This window comes from Bradyrhizobium genosp. SA-4 str. CB756 (assembly GCF_000473125.1).
GTDB lineage: Bacteria > Pseudomonadota > Alphaproteobacteria > Rhizobiales > Xanthobacteraceae > Bradyrhizobium > Bradyrhizobium arachidis.
In genome coordinates this window covers 8,519,279-8,533,904 of the sequence record NZ_KI421499.1, presented here as the reverse complement: position 1 = coordinate 8,533,904, position 14,626 = coordinate 8,519,279, and the positions used below count along the sequence as shown (strand labels likewise).

15 protein-coding genes are annotated in these 14,626 nt (G+C 65.0%); 6 read left to right on the top strand and 9 right to left on the bottom strand.

The features are described from left to right. Positions 1-17: 17 nt before the first annotated feature. Genes BRAGE_RS0141185 through BRAGE_RS0141170 form a run of 4 tightly spaced genes read right to left on the bottom strand, consistent with a single transcriptional unit; the run spans position 18 to position 3,604 of the window. Positions 18-974: a tripartite tricarboxylate transporter substrate-binding protein gene (locus tag BRAGE_RS0141185; RefSeq protein ID WP_027564173.1), complete on the bottom strand. Its 957-nt coding sequence runs from the start codon at positions 972-974 to the stop codon at positions 18-20. Between the two features lie 49 nt (positions 975-1,023). Beyond that, the gene (locus BRAGE_RS0141180) at positions 1,024-1,395 is read right to left on the bottom strand and encodes a dimethylsulfonioproprionate lyase family protein (RefSeq protein WP_027564172.1); all 372 of its coding nucleotides are present in this window, start codon (positions 1,393-1,395) and stop codon (positions 1,024-1,026) included. Between the two features lie 28 nt (positions 1,396-1,423). Beyond that, positions 1,424-2,062, bottom strand: a complete 639-nt coding sequence (locus tag BRAGE_RS0141175) for an RraA family protein (RefSeq protein ID WP_027564171.1) — start codon at positions 2,060-2,062, stop codon at positions 1,424-1,426. A gap of 24 nt (positions 2,063-2,086) precedes the next feature. After that, entirely contained in the window at positions 2,087-3,604 is a 1,518-nt protein-coding gene (locus BRAGE_RS0141170; protein WP_027564170.1) for an AMP-binding protein, read from the bottom strand. 230 nt (positions 3,605-3,834) lie between these two features. Here BRAGE_RS0141170 and BRAGE_RS56245 point away from each other — a divergent pair, with 230 nt between their 5' ends. Then, on the top strand, positions 3,835-4,452 hold the full coding sequence (locus BRAGE_RS56245; protein WP_027564169.1) for a hypothetical protein: 618 nt from the start codon (positions 3,835-3,837) through the stop codon (positions 4,450-4,452). 154 nt (positions 4,453-4,606) lie between these two features. On the opposite strand, the gene BRAGE_RS53885 is transcribed toward BRAGE_RS56245, so the two are convergent. Together BRAGE_RS53885 and BRAGE_RS0141160 are read right to left on the bottom strand one after the other, a co-directional pair. Next, complete coding sequence (locus BRAGE_RS53885) at positions 4,607-4,810, bottom strand: hypothetical protein (RefSeq protein WP_084334953.1); 204 nt, start codon at positions 4,808-4,810, stop codon at positions 4,607-4,609. A 17-nt stretch (positions 4,811-4,827) separates the two neighbouring features. After that, positions 4,828-5,835: a 2-dehydropantoate 2-reductase gene (locus BRAGE_RS0141160; protein ID WP_027564168.1), complete on the bottom strand. Its 1,008-nt coding sequence runs from the start codon at positions 5,833-5,835 to the stop codon at positions 4,828-4,830. Between the two features lie 165 nt (positions 5,836-6,000). Between BRAGE_RS0141160 and BRAGE_RS0141155 the strand changes: the two genes are divergently transcribed. Both BRAGE_RS0141155 and BRAGE_RS0141150 read left to right on the top strand, forming a co-directional pair. Next, the gene (locus tag BRAGE_RS0141155; RefSeq protein ID WP_027564167.1) at positions 6,001-6,603 is read left to right on the top strand and encodes a YidB family protein; all 603 of its coding nucleotides are present in this window, start codon (positions 6,001-6,003) and stop codon (positions 6,601-6,603) included. A 120-nt stretch (positions 6,604-6,723) separates the two neighbouring features. Beyond that, complete coding sequence (locus BRAGE_RS0141150) at positions 6,724-6,996, top strand: GlsB/YeaQ/YmgE family stress response membrane protein (RefSeq protein ID WP_027564166.1); 273 nt, start codon at positions 6,724-6,726, stop codon at positions 6,994-6,996. A gap of 151 nt (positions 6,997-7,147) precedes the next feature. Here the strand turns inward: BRAGE_RS0141150 and BRAGE_RS0141145 are convergent, their stop codons facing one another. Next, positions 7,148-7,933, bottom strand: a complete 786-nt coding sequence (locus BRAGE_RS0141145; protein ID WP_027564165.1) for an SDR family NAD(P)-dependent oxidoreductase — start codon at positions 7,931-7,933, stop codon at positions 7,148-7,150. Between the two features lie 244 nt (positions 7,934-8,177). On the opposite strand from BRAGE_RS0141145, the gene BRAGE_RS0141140 reads away from it, so the two are divergent. The 3 genes from BRAGE_RS0141140 to BRAGE_RS0141130 are packed head-to-tail and all read left to right on the top strand — an operon-like array spanning position 8,178 to position 11,254. Continuing rightward, entirely contained in the window at positions 8,178-9,242 is a 1,065-nt protein-coding gene (locus tag BRAGE_RS0141140; RefSeq protein WP_027564164.1) for an acyl-CoA dehydrogenase family protein, read from the top strand. Between the two features lie 16 nt (positions 9,243-9,258). Next, positions 9,259-10,419, top strand: a complete 1,161-nt coding sequence (locus tag BRAGE_RS0141135) for an acyl-CoA dehydrogenase family protein (RefSeq protein WP_027564163.1) — start codon at positions 9,259-9,261, stop codon at positions 10,417-10,419. 16 nt (positions 10,420-10,435) lie between these two features. Continuing rightward, entirely contained in the window at positions 10,436-11,254 is an 819-nt protein-coding gene (locus BRAGE_RS0141130; RefSeq protein WP_027564162.1) for an enoyl-CoA hydratase/isomerase family protein, read from the top strand. Positions 11,255-11,363: 109 nt separating this feature from the next. On the opposite strand, the gene boxB is transcribed toward BRAGE_RS0141130, so the two are convergent. Next, positions 11,364-12,815 carry a benzoyl-CoA 2,3-epoxidase subunit BoxB gene (gene boxB / locus BRAGE_RS0141125; RefSeq protein ID WP_027564161.1) on the bottom strand — a complete coding sequence of 484 codons (1,452 nt, stop codon included), beginning with the start codon at positions 12,813-12,815 and terminating at the stop codon, positions 11,364-11,366. A gap of 100 nt (positions 12,816-12,915) precedes the next feature. Next, positions 12,916-14,604, bottom strand: coding sequence for a 2,3-epoxybenzoyl-CoA dihydrolase (boxC, locus tag BRAGE_RS0141120; protein WP_027564160.1), 1,689 nt, complete (start codon positions 14,602-14,604; stop codon positions 12,916-12,918). Between the last annotated feature and the right edge of the window lie 22 nt (positions 14,605-14,626).

Sequence of the window (14,626 nt, the reverse complement as noted above, 5' to 3'; positions counted from 1 at the left end):
TTGGATCATGCGCGCGCTCACGCCCTGATATTGTTGTCCTTCACCACCTTGCCCCAATAGGTGACCTGCTTGTCGAAGAAAGTCTTGAAGGCGGGGCCGTCCTGGAGCAGCAGCGTCATCTGCTGGGTCTCCTTGAGCTGGGCGGCGGTCGCGGGCTCGCTCAGGATCTCCTTGGACGCCGTCGCCATGGCTGAGATGACGTCGGGCGGCGTGCCCGTCGGCGCGAAGATGCCCCACCAGGCCAGCGTCTCGAAATCCGGAAAGCCGGCCTCGATCGCGGTCGGCGTGTCCGGCAGCGCCGGCAGCCGCTCGCGCCCGAGCTGCAGGATCGGCCGCAGCATGTTGGTGCCGAGCTGGGCCGCGACCAGCGCCGCCGATCCCGCGATCAGATCGACATGACCGCCGAGCACGTCGTTCATCGCCGGCCCGCCGCCGCGATAGGGCACGTGCATGATCTCGACGCCGGCCTTGTTGCCGAGCACGGTCATGGCGAGATGGCCGAGCGTGCCGATGCCGACGGAGGCGAATTTCACCGCACCGGGCGTCGCCTTGCAGGCGGCGACCACATCGGCAAAGCTCTTGTAAGGACGGCCGGCGCCGGCTGCGATCACGTAAGGCGCGGTGCCCACCAGCAGCACCGGCATGAGCTCGCGCTCGACATCGACCGGCGGCTTGTCGAGGATCGACGGGATCACCGCGTGCGAGTCGAACGTGACCAGGAATGTCGAGCCGTCGGCCGGGCTCTTGGCGACCTGCGCCGCGCCGAGTGCGCCGGCCGCGCCCGACTTGTTCTCGACCACGACGATGCGGTTGAGTTTGGTCTGTAGATTGCTCTGGAGCAGCCGCGCCATCGCATCGGTCGAGCCGCCCGGCGGGAACGGCACGACCAGCGTGATTTTCGAGGCCTGTGCGCTTGCCGGTGCCATCGCGAGGATGGCGGGCGCGGCCAGCAGCGCCCGTCGTGTGATCGTCATCGTCCCCTCCCTTGTATTTGCGCTTTGCTTTTTTTTGCTTTTGAGCGCTTCAGGTCGTTCCGAAGCCCGACCCCGCTTTTTTGTATTCTGGCCGAGGCGGACTAAAGATGTCCAGCACGCGGGCGCCATCGGGGCCGGCGCGCATGGTGTGCGGCACGTTGCCCGGCGTGCGCCAGAAATCGCCTTTCTTCACCGGAATTTCCTCATCGCCCTGGACGCGGATGGCGGAGCCGTCGAGCAGCACGCCCCATTGCTCCTCGGGATGATGATGCAGCGTGCCTTGCGCATGCGGGGCCAGCGTCACCACCGACAGCATCGCCTGCTCGCCGGAGAAGATGCGCGTGGTCACGCCGGCGGCGAGCTCACGGAACAGGCCGTCGCTCGGATTATCGATATTGTGAAATTCGTCCTTCTGGCTCACGCCGTCCTCCCCTTTGTTCTGATCATGCTCAGGACTTGCCGTAAGACCCCTGGTAGCGGCCCTCGCGGATCGCCTTCATGGTTTCCTCCTCGCGCGCGACCTGGGCGCGCACGGCATCAAGCAGCGCAGCCGCGCCGGCGGCAGGGAACGACACGACGCCGTCCTCGTCGCCGACCACGATGTCGCCGGGCGAGATCACGCTGCCGCCGATCGTCACGGGCACGTTGATCTCGCCGGGGCCGTTCTTGTAGGGGCCGCGATGGATCACCGCGCGGGCGTAACAGGGGAAGTCGTCGGCCGCGAACGCCGCGACATCGCGGATCGCACCGTCGATGACGTAGCCTTCGGCTTTGCGCCACTGCGCGATGTTCTTCATGATCTCGCCGACCAGCGCGCGCGTCTCGTCGGCGCCGCCGTCGACCACGATGACGTCGCCGGGACCGACAAGCTCCAGCGCACGGTGGATGGCGAGATTGTCACCGGGCCGGGTGCGCACCGTGAAGGCCGTCCCCACCAGCTTGCCGCCGCGATGATAAGGCTTCAGCCCGACGGCGCCCGGCAGCCGGGCGAGATTGTCCGAGATGACCGAGGTCGGCGCGCCGCGAAAGCCCTCGATGATCTCGGCCGGCGGCTTCGGCACGCTGTTCGCTGCGATGGTGATGGTCATGGCATGAGTCCCTTCGTGAATTTTCTATTCGGCGTGCGCAAGCGCCTTCGCCGGCATGATCCGGAAGGCGCGTCCCTGCTTCATCCATGCTGCGCGCTCGTCGCGCAACAATGTTCTGCGAACCTTGCCTGAATCATCACGCGGCGGGGCGCTGACGAACTCGAAACTCTCAGGGTGCTTGTAGCGGCTGAGCCGGTCCTTCAGGAAATCCGCCATGGCGTCGGCGATCGCCTGATCGTCGGTATCGGGCTCCGGCTCGATGATGGCGTGTACGCGCTGGCCCAATTCCGGATCGGGCAGTCCCACCACGACGCACGACCGCACGCCCGGACACTCGGAGACGGCAGCCTCGACCTCGGCCGGATAGATGTTGGCACCGCCGCGCAGCACCATGTCGGCGAGACGGTCGCCGAGATAGAGGTAACCTTCCGCATCCAGCCGGCCGATGTCGCCGAGCGACTCCCAGCCATCGGCACGACGCTTCGGCTCGGCGCCGAGATAGTGATAGGTGGCGTCCTTGCCGTCATTGTTGAGGAAATAGATCTCGCCAGTCTCTCCCGGCGCGACATCGTTGCCGTCCTCGCCGACGACGCGAAGTTTCGCCATCTCGCCGATCTTGCCGACCGAACCCTTGTGCGTCAGCCACTCCGTGCCTGATATGATGCAGGAGCCCTGCCGCTCGGTGCCGCCATAGAGCTCCCAGATCCGCTCGGGTCCGAGCCAGGCGATCCAGTTCTCCTTCAGCCAGGGCGGCATGGGAGCTGCCATGTGGAACACCGTCTGCAGGCTCGACACGTCGTAGGCATTGCGCACGTGCTCGGGCAGCGCCCAGATCCGGTGCATCATGGTCGGCACGAAATTGACCCACTGCACGCGCTCGCGCGCGATCTGGCGCAGCGTCTCCTCGGCGTCGAACTTGGTCAGGCCAGTGAGCTTGCCGCCCAAGAACAGCGCGTAGTGCGACACGATGAACGGCGCATTGTGATAGAGCGGACCGGGATTGAGCAGCGAAACCCCAAAGGGAATGTTGAGCGGCGGCGCGGCAGCCGTGTCGATCACGGCCGGTTGATGATCGAGGATCACCTTCGGCCGGCCGGTCGAGCCGCCCGAGGTCATGGCTTTCCAGTAGCGCGCCACCGGCGGCGTCAGCGGCTCGTCCGAAAAACCGTCCGGCACGAAATCCGCAGGCAAGCGGTTCGGCGCGTTCCAGTCGGCCTCGCCGCCGACCACCAGCGCCGGCTTGAGGATGTCGAGCACGGCGGCGGCTTCGCCGCGCGGCAGCCGCCATGACAGCGAGGTCGGCGTCGCCCCGCACTTCCACACCGCGAAGGACGTCTCGAAGAACGCGTTGCCGTTGGGCAAACCGATCGCGACGAAATCGCCGGGCTTGACGCCCTTGGCCGCAAACGCCCGCGCGCGCCGGTTGGCACCGCGCTCGAGCTCGTCCCATGTCAGCCTGTCCTGTCCATGCTGGACGGCGATCGTGCCTTGCGGTTTACGTTCAGCGTACCAGCGCGGCACATCGGACAGGGGCAGCAGCATCGGGCGTTTCCACTTTATCTTCTTGGCGTCGCCTCATGACGAGGCCTCGCGGCATGAACTGTAACAGCGAGCCGACAGGGCGCTGTAACTTCGGGGCCACGTCAAGCAAAAAATGTCAGCATTCCAGCCATGAAATTCCCGAGTTCCATGGGTGACAACCCGGCGATAAAGGGGCAAAAATCCGGCTCGACTCAGTTCGGGTTGAGTCGTGTAAGGAATGCTCTCGTAAAATGTCAGTTGTAGTTGCATCGCGTCGTGCGGCGCCGCTCGTTGCCGCAGCAGGAGTTTTTCTGCTGATGGCGTCGCATGCCGAGGCGCAATGGTGGAAGCGCGCGCCGGTCGATTTCGAGGAATGCGCTGACGCTGCCGAGAAGGCCGCAAACAAGACCGAGAAGACCGCCCAGCTCGCCGACTGCAACGCCAAATTCGCCGGCCGACGCAAACCGGGCGGCGGCTATTCCTATTACGACTTCCTCCAGGACCGCACCTTCGACATCGCCGGCCCCAATCCGACGCCGGAAGAGCAGAAGAAGATCGACGAATCCTACACCGCCTATCTCGCCAAGCAGCGCCGCAGCAACGAGGCGGCGCAAGCCACCGCGCGTCAGCAGCGCGAGCAGCAGGAACAGCAGGTGCAGCAACTCCAGCAGGTCGCGCTACGCACCGAGGCCGAGCGCGTGCCGATGCCGGTCGAGCGGCCCAAGGTGCAGCAGGCTGTCGGCCAGCGAAAGGGTGCGCCCTGCACCAAGGGCTCGTTCTCCTGCGAATGGCCGCGCCTGTCGGAAAGCTTGAATGAACTGAAGAAGCTGTTCAATCCGGCGCCGAGCAAGCCGGCGAAGAAGGGGTGAGCTTCTCGCACTGACTGGTAGAGTGGGCAAAGGCGCGCCTTTGCGCGGCGTGCCGACCACATTCTGACGAGACAGAGAAGGTGGGCACGCTTCCGCCTTCGCTCTTCGAGCTTTGGCGGACAAGTCGCTTTGGCCACCCTACGAGAGCGTCACTTCAGCTCGGACGCTTCTTCTTGTTTCGCTTCGGTACGACGACCGGCGTAGTCGCGGGCGGTGTTGGACTGCCCAATTGCGACCTGCTCTCCTGCAATCGCCGGTCATAGCCGGGTGAGTTCATGACGGTCGGCGGCCTTGCCTCGGCGAATGTCGAAGCGGCGAGCGCGACGAGCGCAAACCCGATCAGCAAACAACGCCTCATCGCGCACCTCCTGGCACTCAAGCCGTCCCGCGGATCTGCTGCGGCGTCAGCCGGGGCGGGCCATTGCCTGCGGCTTCCGCCTCCCTGATCAGCGCAACAATGCGGCGCATCAGCGGCACCTCGACATGGTTCTGCTCGGCGAGCGCGATGACCGCGCCCTGGAGATAGTCGATCTCGGTCTTGCGGCCCTGCTTCAGATCCTGCCACATCGAGGAGCGCGCCTCGGGATCGATCTTCATCGTGCGTCCGAGGATCGCGTTGAAGATCATGTCGGGCAGCCGCAGCAAGGTCGGAGACCAGTTCATCGGGATCGGCGTCGACGACACCGGCGTGATGCCGGCTGCCTTCAGCGCGGCCAGGCCCTCCGCCATCTGGTCGGCGAACAATCTCCGCCAGTTGCGGTTCGCCAATTGCGCAGCGAGCGGCATATCGGACAATGCGCTGAGCGCGTTGTTCAGATTGATGATCAGCTTGCCCCATTGCACGCCGGTGATGTCACCGCTGGCGCGCATCGCAAGACCGGACACCGAGAGCGCCGCGGCGGTGTTCGCCTCATCCTCTCCGATATGGATGTCGCCGGAGGTCGAACGGTGGAAACGCCCCTCGCCCATCGCGATCACGTTGAACGGAACCATGCCCGCGAGCACGCGCCGGCCGCCGAGGCGCTCGCGCAGCACAGCGACATTGCCGATGCCGTTCTGAAGCGAGACGATCACCGCGTCCTGCGGCGCATGCTGCGCGATCTGGTCGGCGACATCGGCGGTGTCGGCACTCTTCACCGTCACCAGCACGATGCCGGCGCTGTGGAAGATGGCGGGGTCTTCCGACAGCGCGAGCTGGCCGGCACCGAGCCTTGTCTCGGACCCGTCGAAGTCGGTCAGCCGCAGGCCGAACCGCTCGATCTCGGTCTTCACCCGCGGCCGCACCAGCAGCGCGACGCGGCGGCTTGACGCGGCCAGCATGCCGCCGACGAAACAGCCGATGGCGCCCGCGCCGGCCACCACGATCGGTCGATCCGTAACCACTGGAGCTTGCTCCCCTCAAAGACCCGCCTTCGATAGCAGAGGCAGCGCCGGCTGCCCATTGGTTGCGATGCATTCGCCTTGTAACCGTCATGAGAGCCTCATATGTTTTCGCCCCGGGGGCTGTCAGCGGCGAGCGCTCGCCGACGGAGAACGAAGGAGAGCACCATGGGTCTACTCGACGTCCTCAACGGCATGCAGAACGGCCCCCGTGGCCCGAGCACGCCAAGCTCCGAGCAATCCTCCGGCGGCATGTCGCCGATGACCATGGCGCTGCTCGGCCTGCTTGCCTGGAAGGCTTTCAAGCACATGACCGCAGGCCAGCCCGACGCAGCGCCGGCATCGCAGCAGCGCTCGCCGCTGCCGCCTCCGACGCAGGTCAATACCGGCAGCAGCGCGCTTCCCGGTGGCCCCGGCGGTAGCGGCGGTCTCAGCGACCTGCTCAAGGGCGGCCTCGGCGGCCTGCTCGCAGGCGGCGCGGCCGGCACCGTGCTCAGCGGCGGGCTCGGCGATCTCCTCAACCAGCTTCAGCAGGGCGGCCACGGCGAGGCCGCGAATTCCTGGGTCGGCAAGGGTGAGAACAAGGCAATCGCGCCCGGCGATCTCGCCAATGCGCTCGGTGCCGACCAGATCGAGAGCCTGTCCTCCCAGAGCGGCCTGTCGCGGGAAGAACTGCTCTCCGGCCTCAGCCAATATCTGCCGCAGGTAGTCGACCATCTGACGCCGGACGGACGGCTGCCGACGGAGAACGAGCTGTCGGGCAGAATTTAATCGAACTGGTCTGCCTGGCTTGAGCATGATCTTTTCGGAAGGCCGCTGCACACCTTGCGCTAAGGCGGCCCTCCGGGTCCGGATCATGCTCTCTACACCTTCACGAAGGGGAGCACTGTCATGAGTTTCGGCGGCCTGTTGTGGATCATCATCGTCGGCTTCGTCGCCGGCCTCATTGCGCGCTGGCTGGCACCGGGACCGAACAACCCGAGCGGCTTCATTCTCACCACCATCCTCGGTATTGCCGGCGCGTTCCTCGCCACCTTCATCGGCCAGGCCATCGGCCACTACAGCCCCGACCAGGGCGCCGGCTTCATCATGGCCACGATCGGCGCGGTGGTGGTGCTGTTCATCTGGCACCGGCTGGTCGCGAGCGGCGTGATAAAAGGGTAGCGGGCTAAGGCGCCAATAATAGAGAGAGGCAAACTGCCTCCTCGCCGTCATGCCCGGGCTTGACCCGGGCATCCACGTCTTTCGGTTCGCGCGGCGACACGTGGACGGCCGGGTCAGGCCCGGCCATGACGTGGAGAGAGTGCGATAGCCATCACGTAATCAAATGCATCCCCGCATCCATGCGCACGACCTCGCCGGTCATGTTGCTGGAGGCCGGCATCGCCAGGAAGCAGACGAGCTGCGCGATGTCCTCGGCGCTTGATGCGACCTTCAGCGGCACCTTCGCGATCACGCTGTCGCGCACCTGTTTTGCCTGTTCCTCGCCACGGCCCTTGGTGAACCAGGGGGTGTCGATATAGCCGGGGCAAACCGTGTTGACGCGGATCAAGGGCGCCAGCGCACGCGACAGCGACAGCGTCATCGTGTTGAGCGCGCCCTTGCTCGCAGCATAGGCGATCGACGAGCCGACGCCGCTGATCCCGGCGACGGAGGAAATGTTGACCACGGCGGATGGGCGCCCCGACGCGTTCGCACCGGCCTCAAGCAGGCTGCGCGCCGCGCGCACCATCTGGAACGGGCCGATGGTGTTGACGCCGTAGAGTCGTTGGAAATCTTCCGCCGAGAGCCCGTCGAGATTGCCATGGGCGACATGCTTGGTGATGCCGGCATTGTTGACGAGGATATCGAGCTTGCCCCAGCCGCCGGCTGCCGCAACGATCTTGCGGCAATCCTCGTCCTTCGAGACGTCGCCCTGCACGACCAGCACCTCAGCCGCGCCCGCCTTGCGGCACACTTCCGCCGTTGCCTCGGCTTCCTTCTGGCTCGACGAATAATTGATGACGAGCCGCGCCCCGCTCCGCGCGAGAATTTCCGCGGTTGCGGCGCCAAGGCCGGAGGCCGATCCCGTCACGATCGCGTACAGACTGTCTTGAGCCATCCGGATGTCCTTCCCCTGTATCTGATGCAAGCCTTCGTTGGCCCTCTTTAGCGAGTTTGCCGCGCCCTGCAAATCGAGCAAACTCCGCTAAGCGGAATTAGCTTATCGCCCATGCCCGCGCCGCAGGTTGACCTGCGATCAACGCTTGTCAGGGCCATGGCTTTTTCCGATCATCGGGCGCAAGAAGACACTGCGCGCCGCCCCGTCAGGCCGGACGCGCCAATGGCAAAACACGGGGAACGCTGTGGCGGAGAGTGACAATATCGTCGTCGATACCGCGGAGAAAATCTTCGCCGATCTCGCCGATCCGCAAACCATCAACAACGACAAGACGAAATCCTGGCAGGCGCCGCTGTGGCAGGCGCTGAGCGAAGCCGGCCTGCCGCTGTCCTGGGTGCCCGACGATCTCGGCGGCTCCGGCGCGAGCCTTGCCGACGGTTTTGCCTTGCTGAACGCCGCCGGCCGTTTCGCGGTCGCGGTTCCCCTGGCCGAAACCATGCTCGCCGGCTGGCTGCTGGCGCAGGCGAAGATCGCCTCGCCCGAGCGCGAGATGACCGTGCTGCCGGCAAGCCCGAAGGATCGCATCACGATCGATGCCGACGGCGCGCTCTCCGGCCGCAGCCGCGGCGTGCCCTTCGCCAAGGCGGCGAAACATTTCGCGGTGCTGGCGCACGGCAAGGACGGTGTTTCCATCGCGCTGGTCGATGCGAGCAAGGCGCGGATCGAGTCCGGGCTCAATGTCGGCTACGACCACAGCGATACCGTGACGCTCGACAAGGTCCAGCCGGTCACCATCAAGGCCGCGCCTGATGGCGTTGACCAGACCAATCTGATGCTGATGGGCGGCGTCGCGCGCAGCCTCCAGATTGCGGGCGCACTGGAATCGATGCTCGACATCTCCGTGCGCTATTCCAACGAGCGCGTCGCCTTCGAGAAGAAGATTTCGAAATTCCAGGCGGTGCAGCACAATCTCGCACGCCTCGCCGGCGAATCTGCCGCAGCGCTCGCGGCAGCAACGTCCGCAGCCGACGCCATCGCGAATGCAAAATCGTTCAACGACGAGGTCTACCTCGAAGCCGCCTCGGCAAAGATCCGCTGCGCGGAAGCTGCAGAGAAAGGCGGCGGCATCGCCCATCAGGTTCACGGCGCGATCGGCTTCACCATGGAGCACATCCTGCACCGCTATTCGCTGCGCGCGCTGGCCTGGCGCGACGACTTTGGTTCGGAGAGCCACTGGGCGGTCGAGCTCGGCAAGCTGGTGGCAAACCGCGGCGCCGACGAATTGTGGCCGCTCGTGGCTTCGCGTTGATCGGGAGACGAAACACATGACCGCTGCCCTCCGTTTCGATCCGATCCGCCTGCCCGAGAAGTGCGAGCAACTGCGCAAGGAAGTGCGCGCGTTCCTCGCCGAAGAGATCGCCGCCGGTACCTTCGATCCGCACAAGCCCAACCGCGAGGACACCGACGCGCCGGAATTCTCTCGCCGGGTCGGCGCCAAGGGCTGGCTGGGGATGACCTGGCCGAAGAAATATGGCGGCCAGGAGCGCTCCTTCCTCGAGCGCTACGTCGTCACCGAGGAGATGCGCGTCGCCAACGCGCCGACGCGGCGCTTCTTCGTCGCCGACCGCCAGAGCGGGCCGGTGCTGCTGAAATACGCGCCCGAGCACATCAAGATGGAGATCTTGCCGCGCATCTGCCGCGGCGAGATCTGCTTCGCGATCGGCATGAGCGAGCCGAACTCCGGCTCGGACCTGTTCGCGGCGAAGACGCGCGCGACCAAGACCGACGGCGGCTATCTCATCAACGGCACAAAAATCTGGACCTCGTCGGCGCATATCGCCGATTACATGATCGCGATCTTCCGGACCTCACAGCCGACCAAGGAAAACCGCCGTCACGGCCTGACACAATTTCTGGTCAAGATGAAGCAGCCGGGCATCAAGGTGAATCCGATCGGCCAGATCACCGGCCAGTACGAGTTCAACGAAGTCGTCTTTACGGACTTCTTCGTGCCAGAAGATCACGTGCTCGGTGAAGTCGACGGCGCCTGGAAGCAAGCGACGAGCGAGCTCGCGTATGAACGCAGCGGTCCCGAGCGCTTCCTCGAGACCTACTATGTGCTGACCGAGTTGGTTCGCGCGGTCGGCCCCAACCCGGACACGCGCAGCGCCGAAGGCATCGGCCGTCTCGTCGCCCAGCTCCACACCATGCGGCGCATGTCGGTCTCGGTGGCCGGCATGCTGGCGGCCGGCAAGGAGCCGGTGGTCGAGGCCTCCATCGTCAAGGACATCGGCACGGTCTGGGAGCAACAGCTTCCGCACCGTGTGCGCGATCTCGCCGCCTTCGTCGAGGAGACCGCGACCAACCGCGAGACGCTGGAGCGGCAGCTCGACTTCGCCATCAAGACCGCGCCGAAACTCACCATCCAGGGCGGCACCACCGAGGTGCTGCGCGGCATCATCGCCCGCGGATTGGGCCTGCGCTAATTCAATCGAGGACACCATGAGCACGTATACAGATATCGGCGTCGAGAAGGTCGGACACGTCGGCACCATCGAAATCCGCCGTCCGCCGCTCAATTTCTTCGACATCTCGCTGATCAACCAGATCGCGGACGCGCTCGACGAGTTCGACCGCGACATCGAGATCCGCGCCTCGGTTCTCTCGGCACAGGGCAAGGCATTCTGCGCCGGCGCTAATTTCGGCGATCCGGCGCGACAGGCGCAGGAAGCGCGCGAGGCCGAGAAGAAGGCAAAGGGCGATCCGGCTGACAATCTTGGGCCGATCAGCCATCTCTACATCCAGGCCGTGCGCATCTTCCGCGCCAAGAAGCCGATCGTTGCCGCCGTGCAGGGCGCGGCCATCGGCGGCGGCCTGGGCCTTGCGGTATCGGCGGACTTCCGCGTCACCTGTCCCGAAGCGCGCTTCTCTGCGAACTTCACCAAGCTGGGCTTTCATCCCGGCTTCGGCCTGACCGTGACGCTGCCCGAGCTGATCGGCAAGAACAACGCCGAGTTGATGTTCTACACCAGCCGCCGCGTCACCGGCGAAGAGGCGGTGAAATGGGGTCTCGCCAACGAGCTCGTCCCGCAGGACCAGGTCAAGGCGGCCGCGATGAAGCTCGCCGGCGAGATCGCTGAATGCTCGCCGCTCGGCCTGCTCTCCACCCGCGCCACGATGCGCAATGGACTTGCCGACCGCGTGATGGCCGCGACCAATCACGAGCTCGCCGAGCAGACCCGCCTGCGCGCGACGGAGGACTTCAAGGAAGGCGTGAAGGCCACGGAAGAGCGGCGCGCGGCGAATTTTAAGGGGCGGTAGCTCGCCTCATCCCGCCACTTCGGCCACCGAACTGCAAAACGCCTGGCAACGAGGTTACCAGGCGTTTTTGTTGTCCGGGACGACCGTCGAGTGCGGCCGCGCCCTCGCCTTACGACTCGATCTTCACGTATTCGAAATCGCCCGGCTTGTTATCGATGCCGACCTTCGGCGGCGAGATCCAGGAGGCGAACTTGCCGGTCTCGGTGACGGGCTGCATCAGCGAGGTGATGAAGTCGCCATCGGCCGTCGACGGCAGCCACTCGTCCTTGCGCTTGGACCAGGTGGCCTCGTCGATCAAAATGCCGTCCGGCGTGGCGTGGATGTCCTTGAACTCGCCGATGTGGCGGTGGAAGGCGACGTTGGGCAGCGTCAGCTTGTAATCGTAGCCGGCGGTCGAGATCACCTTGTTCCAGCGCAGCATGCCCTTGACGCAATCCTGGCTGTAGTCGTCGCGCAGGCGCATGTTGAGCGCGGTCAGCGCCGGCTCGTCGACCAGCTTGATCTCGCCGTTGATGAACTTGAGCACCGGATAGGTGGCGTTCTTGAGCTGGTGATCGTCCTCGATCTGGGTCTCGTGATAACGGCCCTTGATGCCGGCGTTGAAGGCGTTCGCCGCGTTGGTCGAGACTTCCGAGCCGAACAGATCGAGCGACAGGGTGTAGTGCAGGTTCAGCTTCTTCTGGATGGTCGGCAGATCGATCACGCCGAGTGCGCGGACTTTTGCGATGTCGGTGGGATCGGTGATGCCGGCTTCGCGCATGGCATCGCAGGTGCGCTGCACGACGCGGGTGATGCCGGTCTCGCCGACGAACATGTGGTGCGCTTCCTCGGTCAGCATGAAGCGGCAGGTGCGCGACAGCGGATCGAAGCCGGACTGCGCGAGGCTGTGCAGCTGCATCTTGCCGTCGCGGTCGGTGAAGTAAGTGAACATGAAGAAGGACAGCCAGTCCGGCGTAGCCTCGTTGAACGCACCCAGCATGCGCGGCGCGTCGGCGTCGCCTGAACGGCGGCGCAGCAAATCATCCGCTTCCTCACGGCCATCGCGGCCAAAGTACTTCTGGAGCAGATAGACCATGGCCCAGAGATGGCGGCCTTCCTCGACATTGACCTGGAACAAGTTGCGCATGTCGTAGAGCGAGGGCGCGGTCTTGCCGAGATGGCGCTGCTGCTCGACCGAGGCCGGCTCGGTGTCGCCCTGGATCACGATCAGGCGACGCAGCATGGCGCGGTGCTCGCCTGGGACTTCCTGCCAGGCCGGCTCGCCGTAGTGCTCGCCGAACGGAACGACGCGATTCTCTTCCTGCGGCGCAAGCAGGATGCCCCAGCGATATTCGGGCATGCGAACATAGTCGAACTTGGCCCAGCCGCGGGGATCGACGGAGTAAGCGGTGCGCAGGTAAACCAGCGATTCCTGGAAACCCTCCGGCCCCATGTCGCTCCACCAGTCCATGTAACCGGGATGCCAGCCTTCCAGCGCTTTGAGCACTTGGCGGTCTTCAGCGAGATTCACGTTGTTGGGAATCTTGGTCGAGTAGTCGACGTTCATGATGTTCATGTTCATGGGGGACCTCCCGTGGGGGACTAGCTCGTTTGCAGGACGCGAATGGCGAATGGCGAGTAGCGAATGGAATCCCCATTCGCCATTCGCTACTCCCTATTCGCTAGACTCTCGTCATATCGAATTTCGGCTTCTGCCCGCTGCCATAGCGGCGTAGTGCGCCTTCCTCGCCGACCGCGTTCGGACGCTGGAAGATCCAGTTCTGCCAGGCGGTGAGGCGCGCGAAGATCTTTGATTCCATCGTCTCGGGGCCAACGAAGCGAAGGCTCGCTTCCATGCCGGTGAGGCTGTCGGGCGAGAAGCTGGCGCGCTCCTCCAGGAACACGCGGACCTCGTCGTCCCAGTCGATGTCGTCGAGCGCGAAGGTGACGAGCCCGAGCTCTTCCGCCTGCTCGGCGTCGAGCGCGGTGCCGAGCGTTGCTTCCGCGCGCTCGACGTCCGCAGGATCAGCCTGGAAGCGCGACTCCAGCCGCGTCAAACCATGGCTCATCGGATACGGGCCGAAGTTCATCGCGGAGAGTTCGATCGACGGCGGCGGGCGGTTATCGCCCTGGCGCGTGCCGATCAGCATGTAGGAGCGGTCGGCAGCGAACACGAGTTCGGCGAGCGTGCCAGCAAAGCAGGAGCCGGGCTCGATCAGCGTCACCAGCGTGCGCGAGGTGACGTCGATGCGCTTCAGCACACGCTTCCAGTAATGCCTGATCTCGTTGACCAGCCAATGCGCCTTGTTGGCTTCGAGGAAAGCGTCGTTGGCGAGCACATGGGCGCGATCGCCATGGCTCTTGAACACGAGCATCGCGATCTCGAGCTCGTTGATGCGCAAATGCAGGATGGCATCGTCGAGCTCGCGCGCCACCTGCAGCGGCCAGAACGACGTGCCCTGCGCCATCATGCCGTCGATGTCGGCGGGCGGCGCGGCTTCCGGCGCCTTGATCGAGATGGTGGCGATGCGGGCGGCGCGGTCGATGTCCACGCTGACGAAGCCGTAGCGGATGCTGGTCTCGTCGATGTTCCGTTTCAGCGGAGAGAGCGCGATGCCCTTGCCGCTGCCGGCGCGCTTCGATTTGCCGGCGAACTCCTTGGCGCGCTCGGTGATCTTGGCCTCCAACTTCGAATTCGGCGCGATCTCGTCGACCAGGCGCCACTGCACCGCGCGCTTGCCCTTCACGCCTTCCTCGATGGTGCAGAAGAAATCGGCGTGGTCGCGGCGCACCTTGCGCTTGTCGACGACGCGGGTGAGGCCGCCGGTACCCGGCAGCACCGCGAGCAGCGGCACTTCCGGCAGCGCCACGGCAGAGGCGCCGTCGTCGGCGAGGATGATGTGGTCGGTCGCAAGCGCGAGCTCATAGCCGCCGCCGGCGGCCGAGCCGTTCACCACGGTGATGAAGCGCTGGCCGGAATTCTCCGAAGAGTCTTCCATACCGTTGCGGGTCTCGTTGGTGAACTTGCAGAAGTTCACCTTGTGGGCATGGGTCGAGCCCGCGAGCATGCGGATGTTGGCGCCGGCGCAGAACACGCGGTTCTTGGCCGAGCGCATCACCACCACCTTCACCTCGGGATGCTCGAAGCGCAGGCGCTGGATCGCGTCGGCCAGCTCGATGTCGACGCCGAGATCATAGGAATTGAGCTTGAGCTGGTAGCCCTCGAACAGGCCGCCGTTCTCGTCGACATCCATGGTCAGCGTCGCGACGTCGCCATCGACCGCGAGCTTCCAGTGCTTGTAGCGGGACGGATCGGTCTGGAAATCGATGAATGTCGCGCCGCCTGCGAGGCGCCGATCTTCCCCGGCCATGGGTCACCCCTAAGCTTGATTA

What these genes read in the sequence shown, in the direction of transcription:
- boxC (WP_027564160.1), bottom strand. Translation starts at nt 14,604, where the DNA reads ATGGCCGGGGAAGATCGGCGCCTCGCAGGCGGCGCGACATTCATCGAT.
- BRAGE_RS0141145 (WP_027564165.1), bottom strand. Translation starts at nt 7,933, where the DNA reads ATGGCTCAAGACAGTCTGTACGCGATCGTGACGGGATCGGCCTCCGGC.
- BRAGE_RS0141150 (WP_027564166.1), top strand. Translation starts at nt 6,724, where the DNA reads ATGAGTTTCGGCGGCCTGTTGTGGATCATCATCGTCGGCTTCGTCGCC.
- BRAGE_RS0141175 (WP_027564171.1), bottom strand. Translation starts at nt 2,062, where the DNA reads ATGACCATCACCATCGCAGCGAACAGCGTGCCGAAGCCGCCGGCCGAG.
- BRAGE_RS53885 (WP_084334953.1), bottom strand. Translation starts at nt 4,810, where the DNA reads ATGAGGCGTTGTTTGCTGATCGGGTTTGCGCTCGTCGCGCTCGCCGCT.
- BRAGE_RS0141135 (WP_027564163.1), top strand. Translation starts at nt 9,259, where the DNA reads ATGACCGCTGCCCTCCGTTTCGATCCGATCCGCCTGCCCGAGAAGTGC.
- BRAGE_RS0141130 (WP_027564162.1), top strand. Translation starts at nt 10,436, where the DNA reads ATGAGCACGTATACAGATATCGGCGTCGAGAAGGTCGGACACGTCGGC.
- BRAGE_RS0141185 (WP_027564173.1), bottom strand. Translation starts at nt 974, where the DNA reads ATGACGATCACACGACGGGCGCTGCTGGCCGCGCCCGCCATCCTCGCG.
- boxB (WP_027564161.1), bottom strand. Translation starts at nt 12,815, where the DNA reads ATGAACATGAACATCATGAACGTCGACTACTCGACCAAGATTCCCAAC.
- BRAGE_RS0141155 (WP_027564167.1), top strand. Translation starts at nt 6,001, where the DNA reads ATGGGTCTACTCGACGTCCTCAACGGCATGCAGAACGGCCCCCGTGGC.
- BRAGE_RS56245 (WP_027564169.1), top strand. Translation starts at nt 3,835, where the DNA reads ATGTCAGTTGTAGTTGCATCGCGTCGTGCGGCGCCGCTCGTTGCCGCA.
- BRAGE_RS0141170 (WP_027564170.1), bottom strand. Translation starts at nt 3,604, where the DNA reads ATGCTGCTGCCCCTGTCCGATGTGCCGCGCTGGTACGCTGAACGTAAA.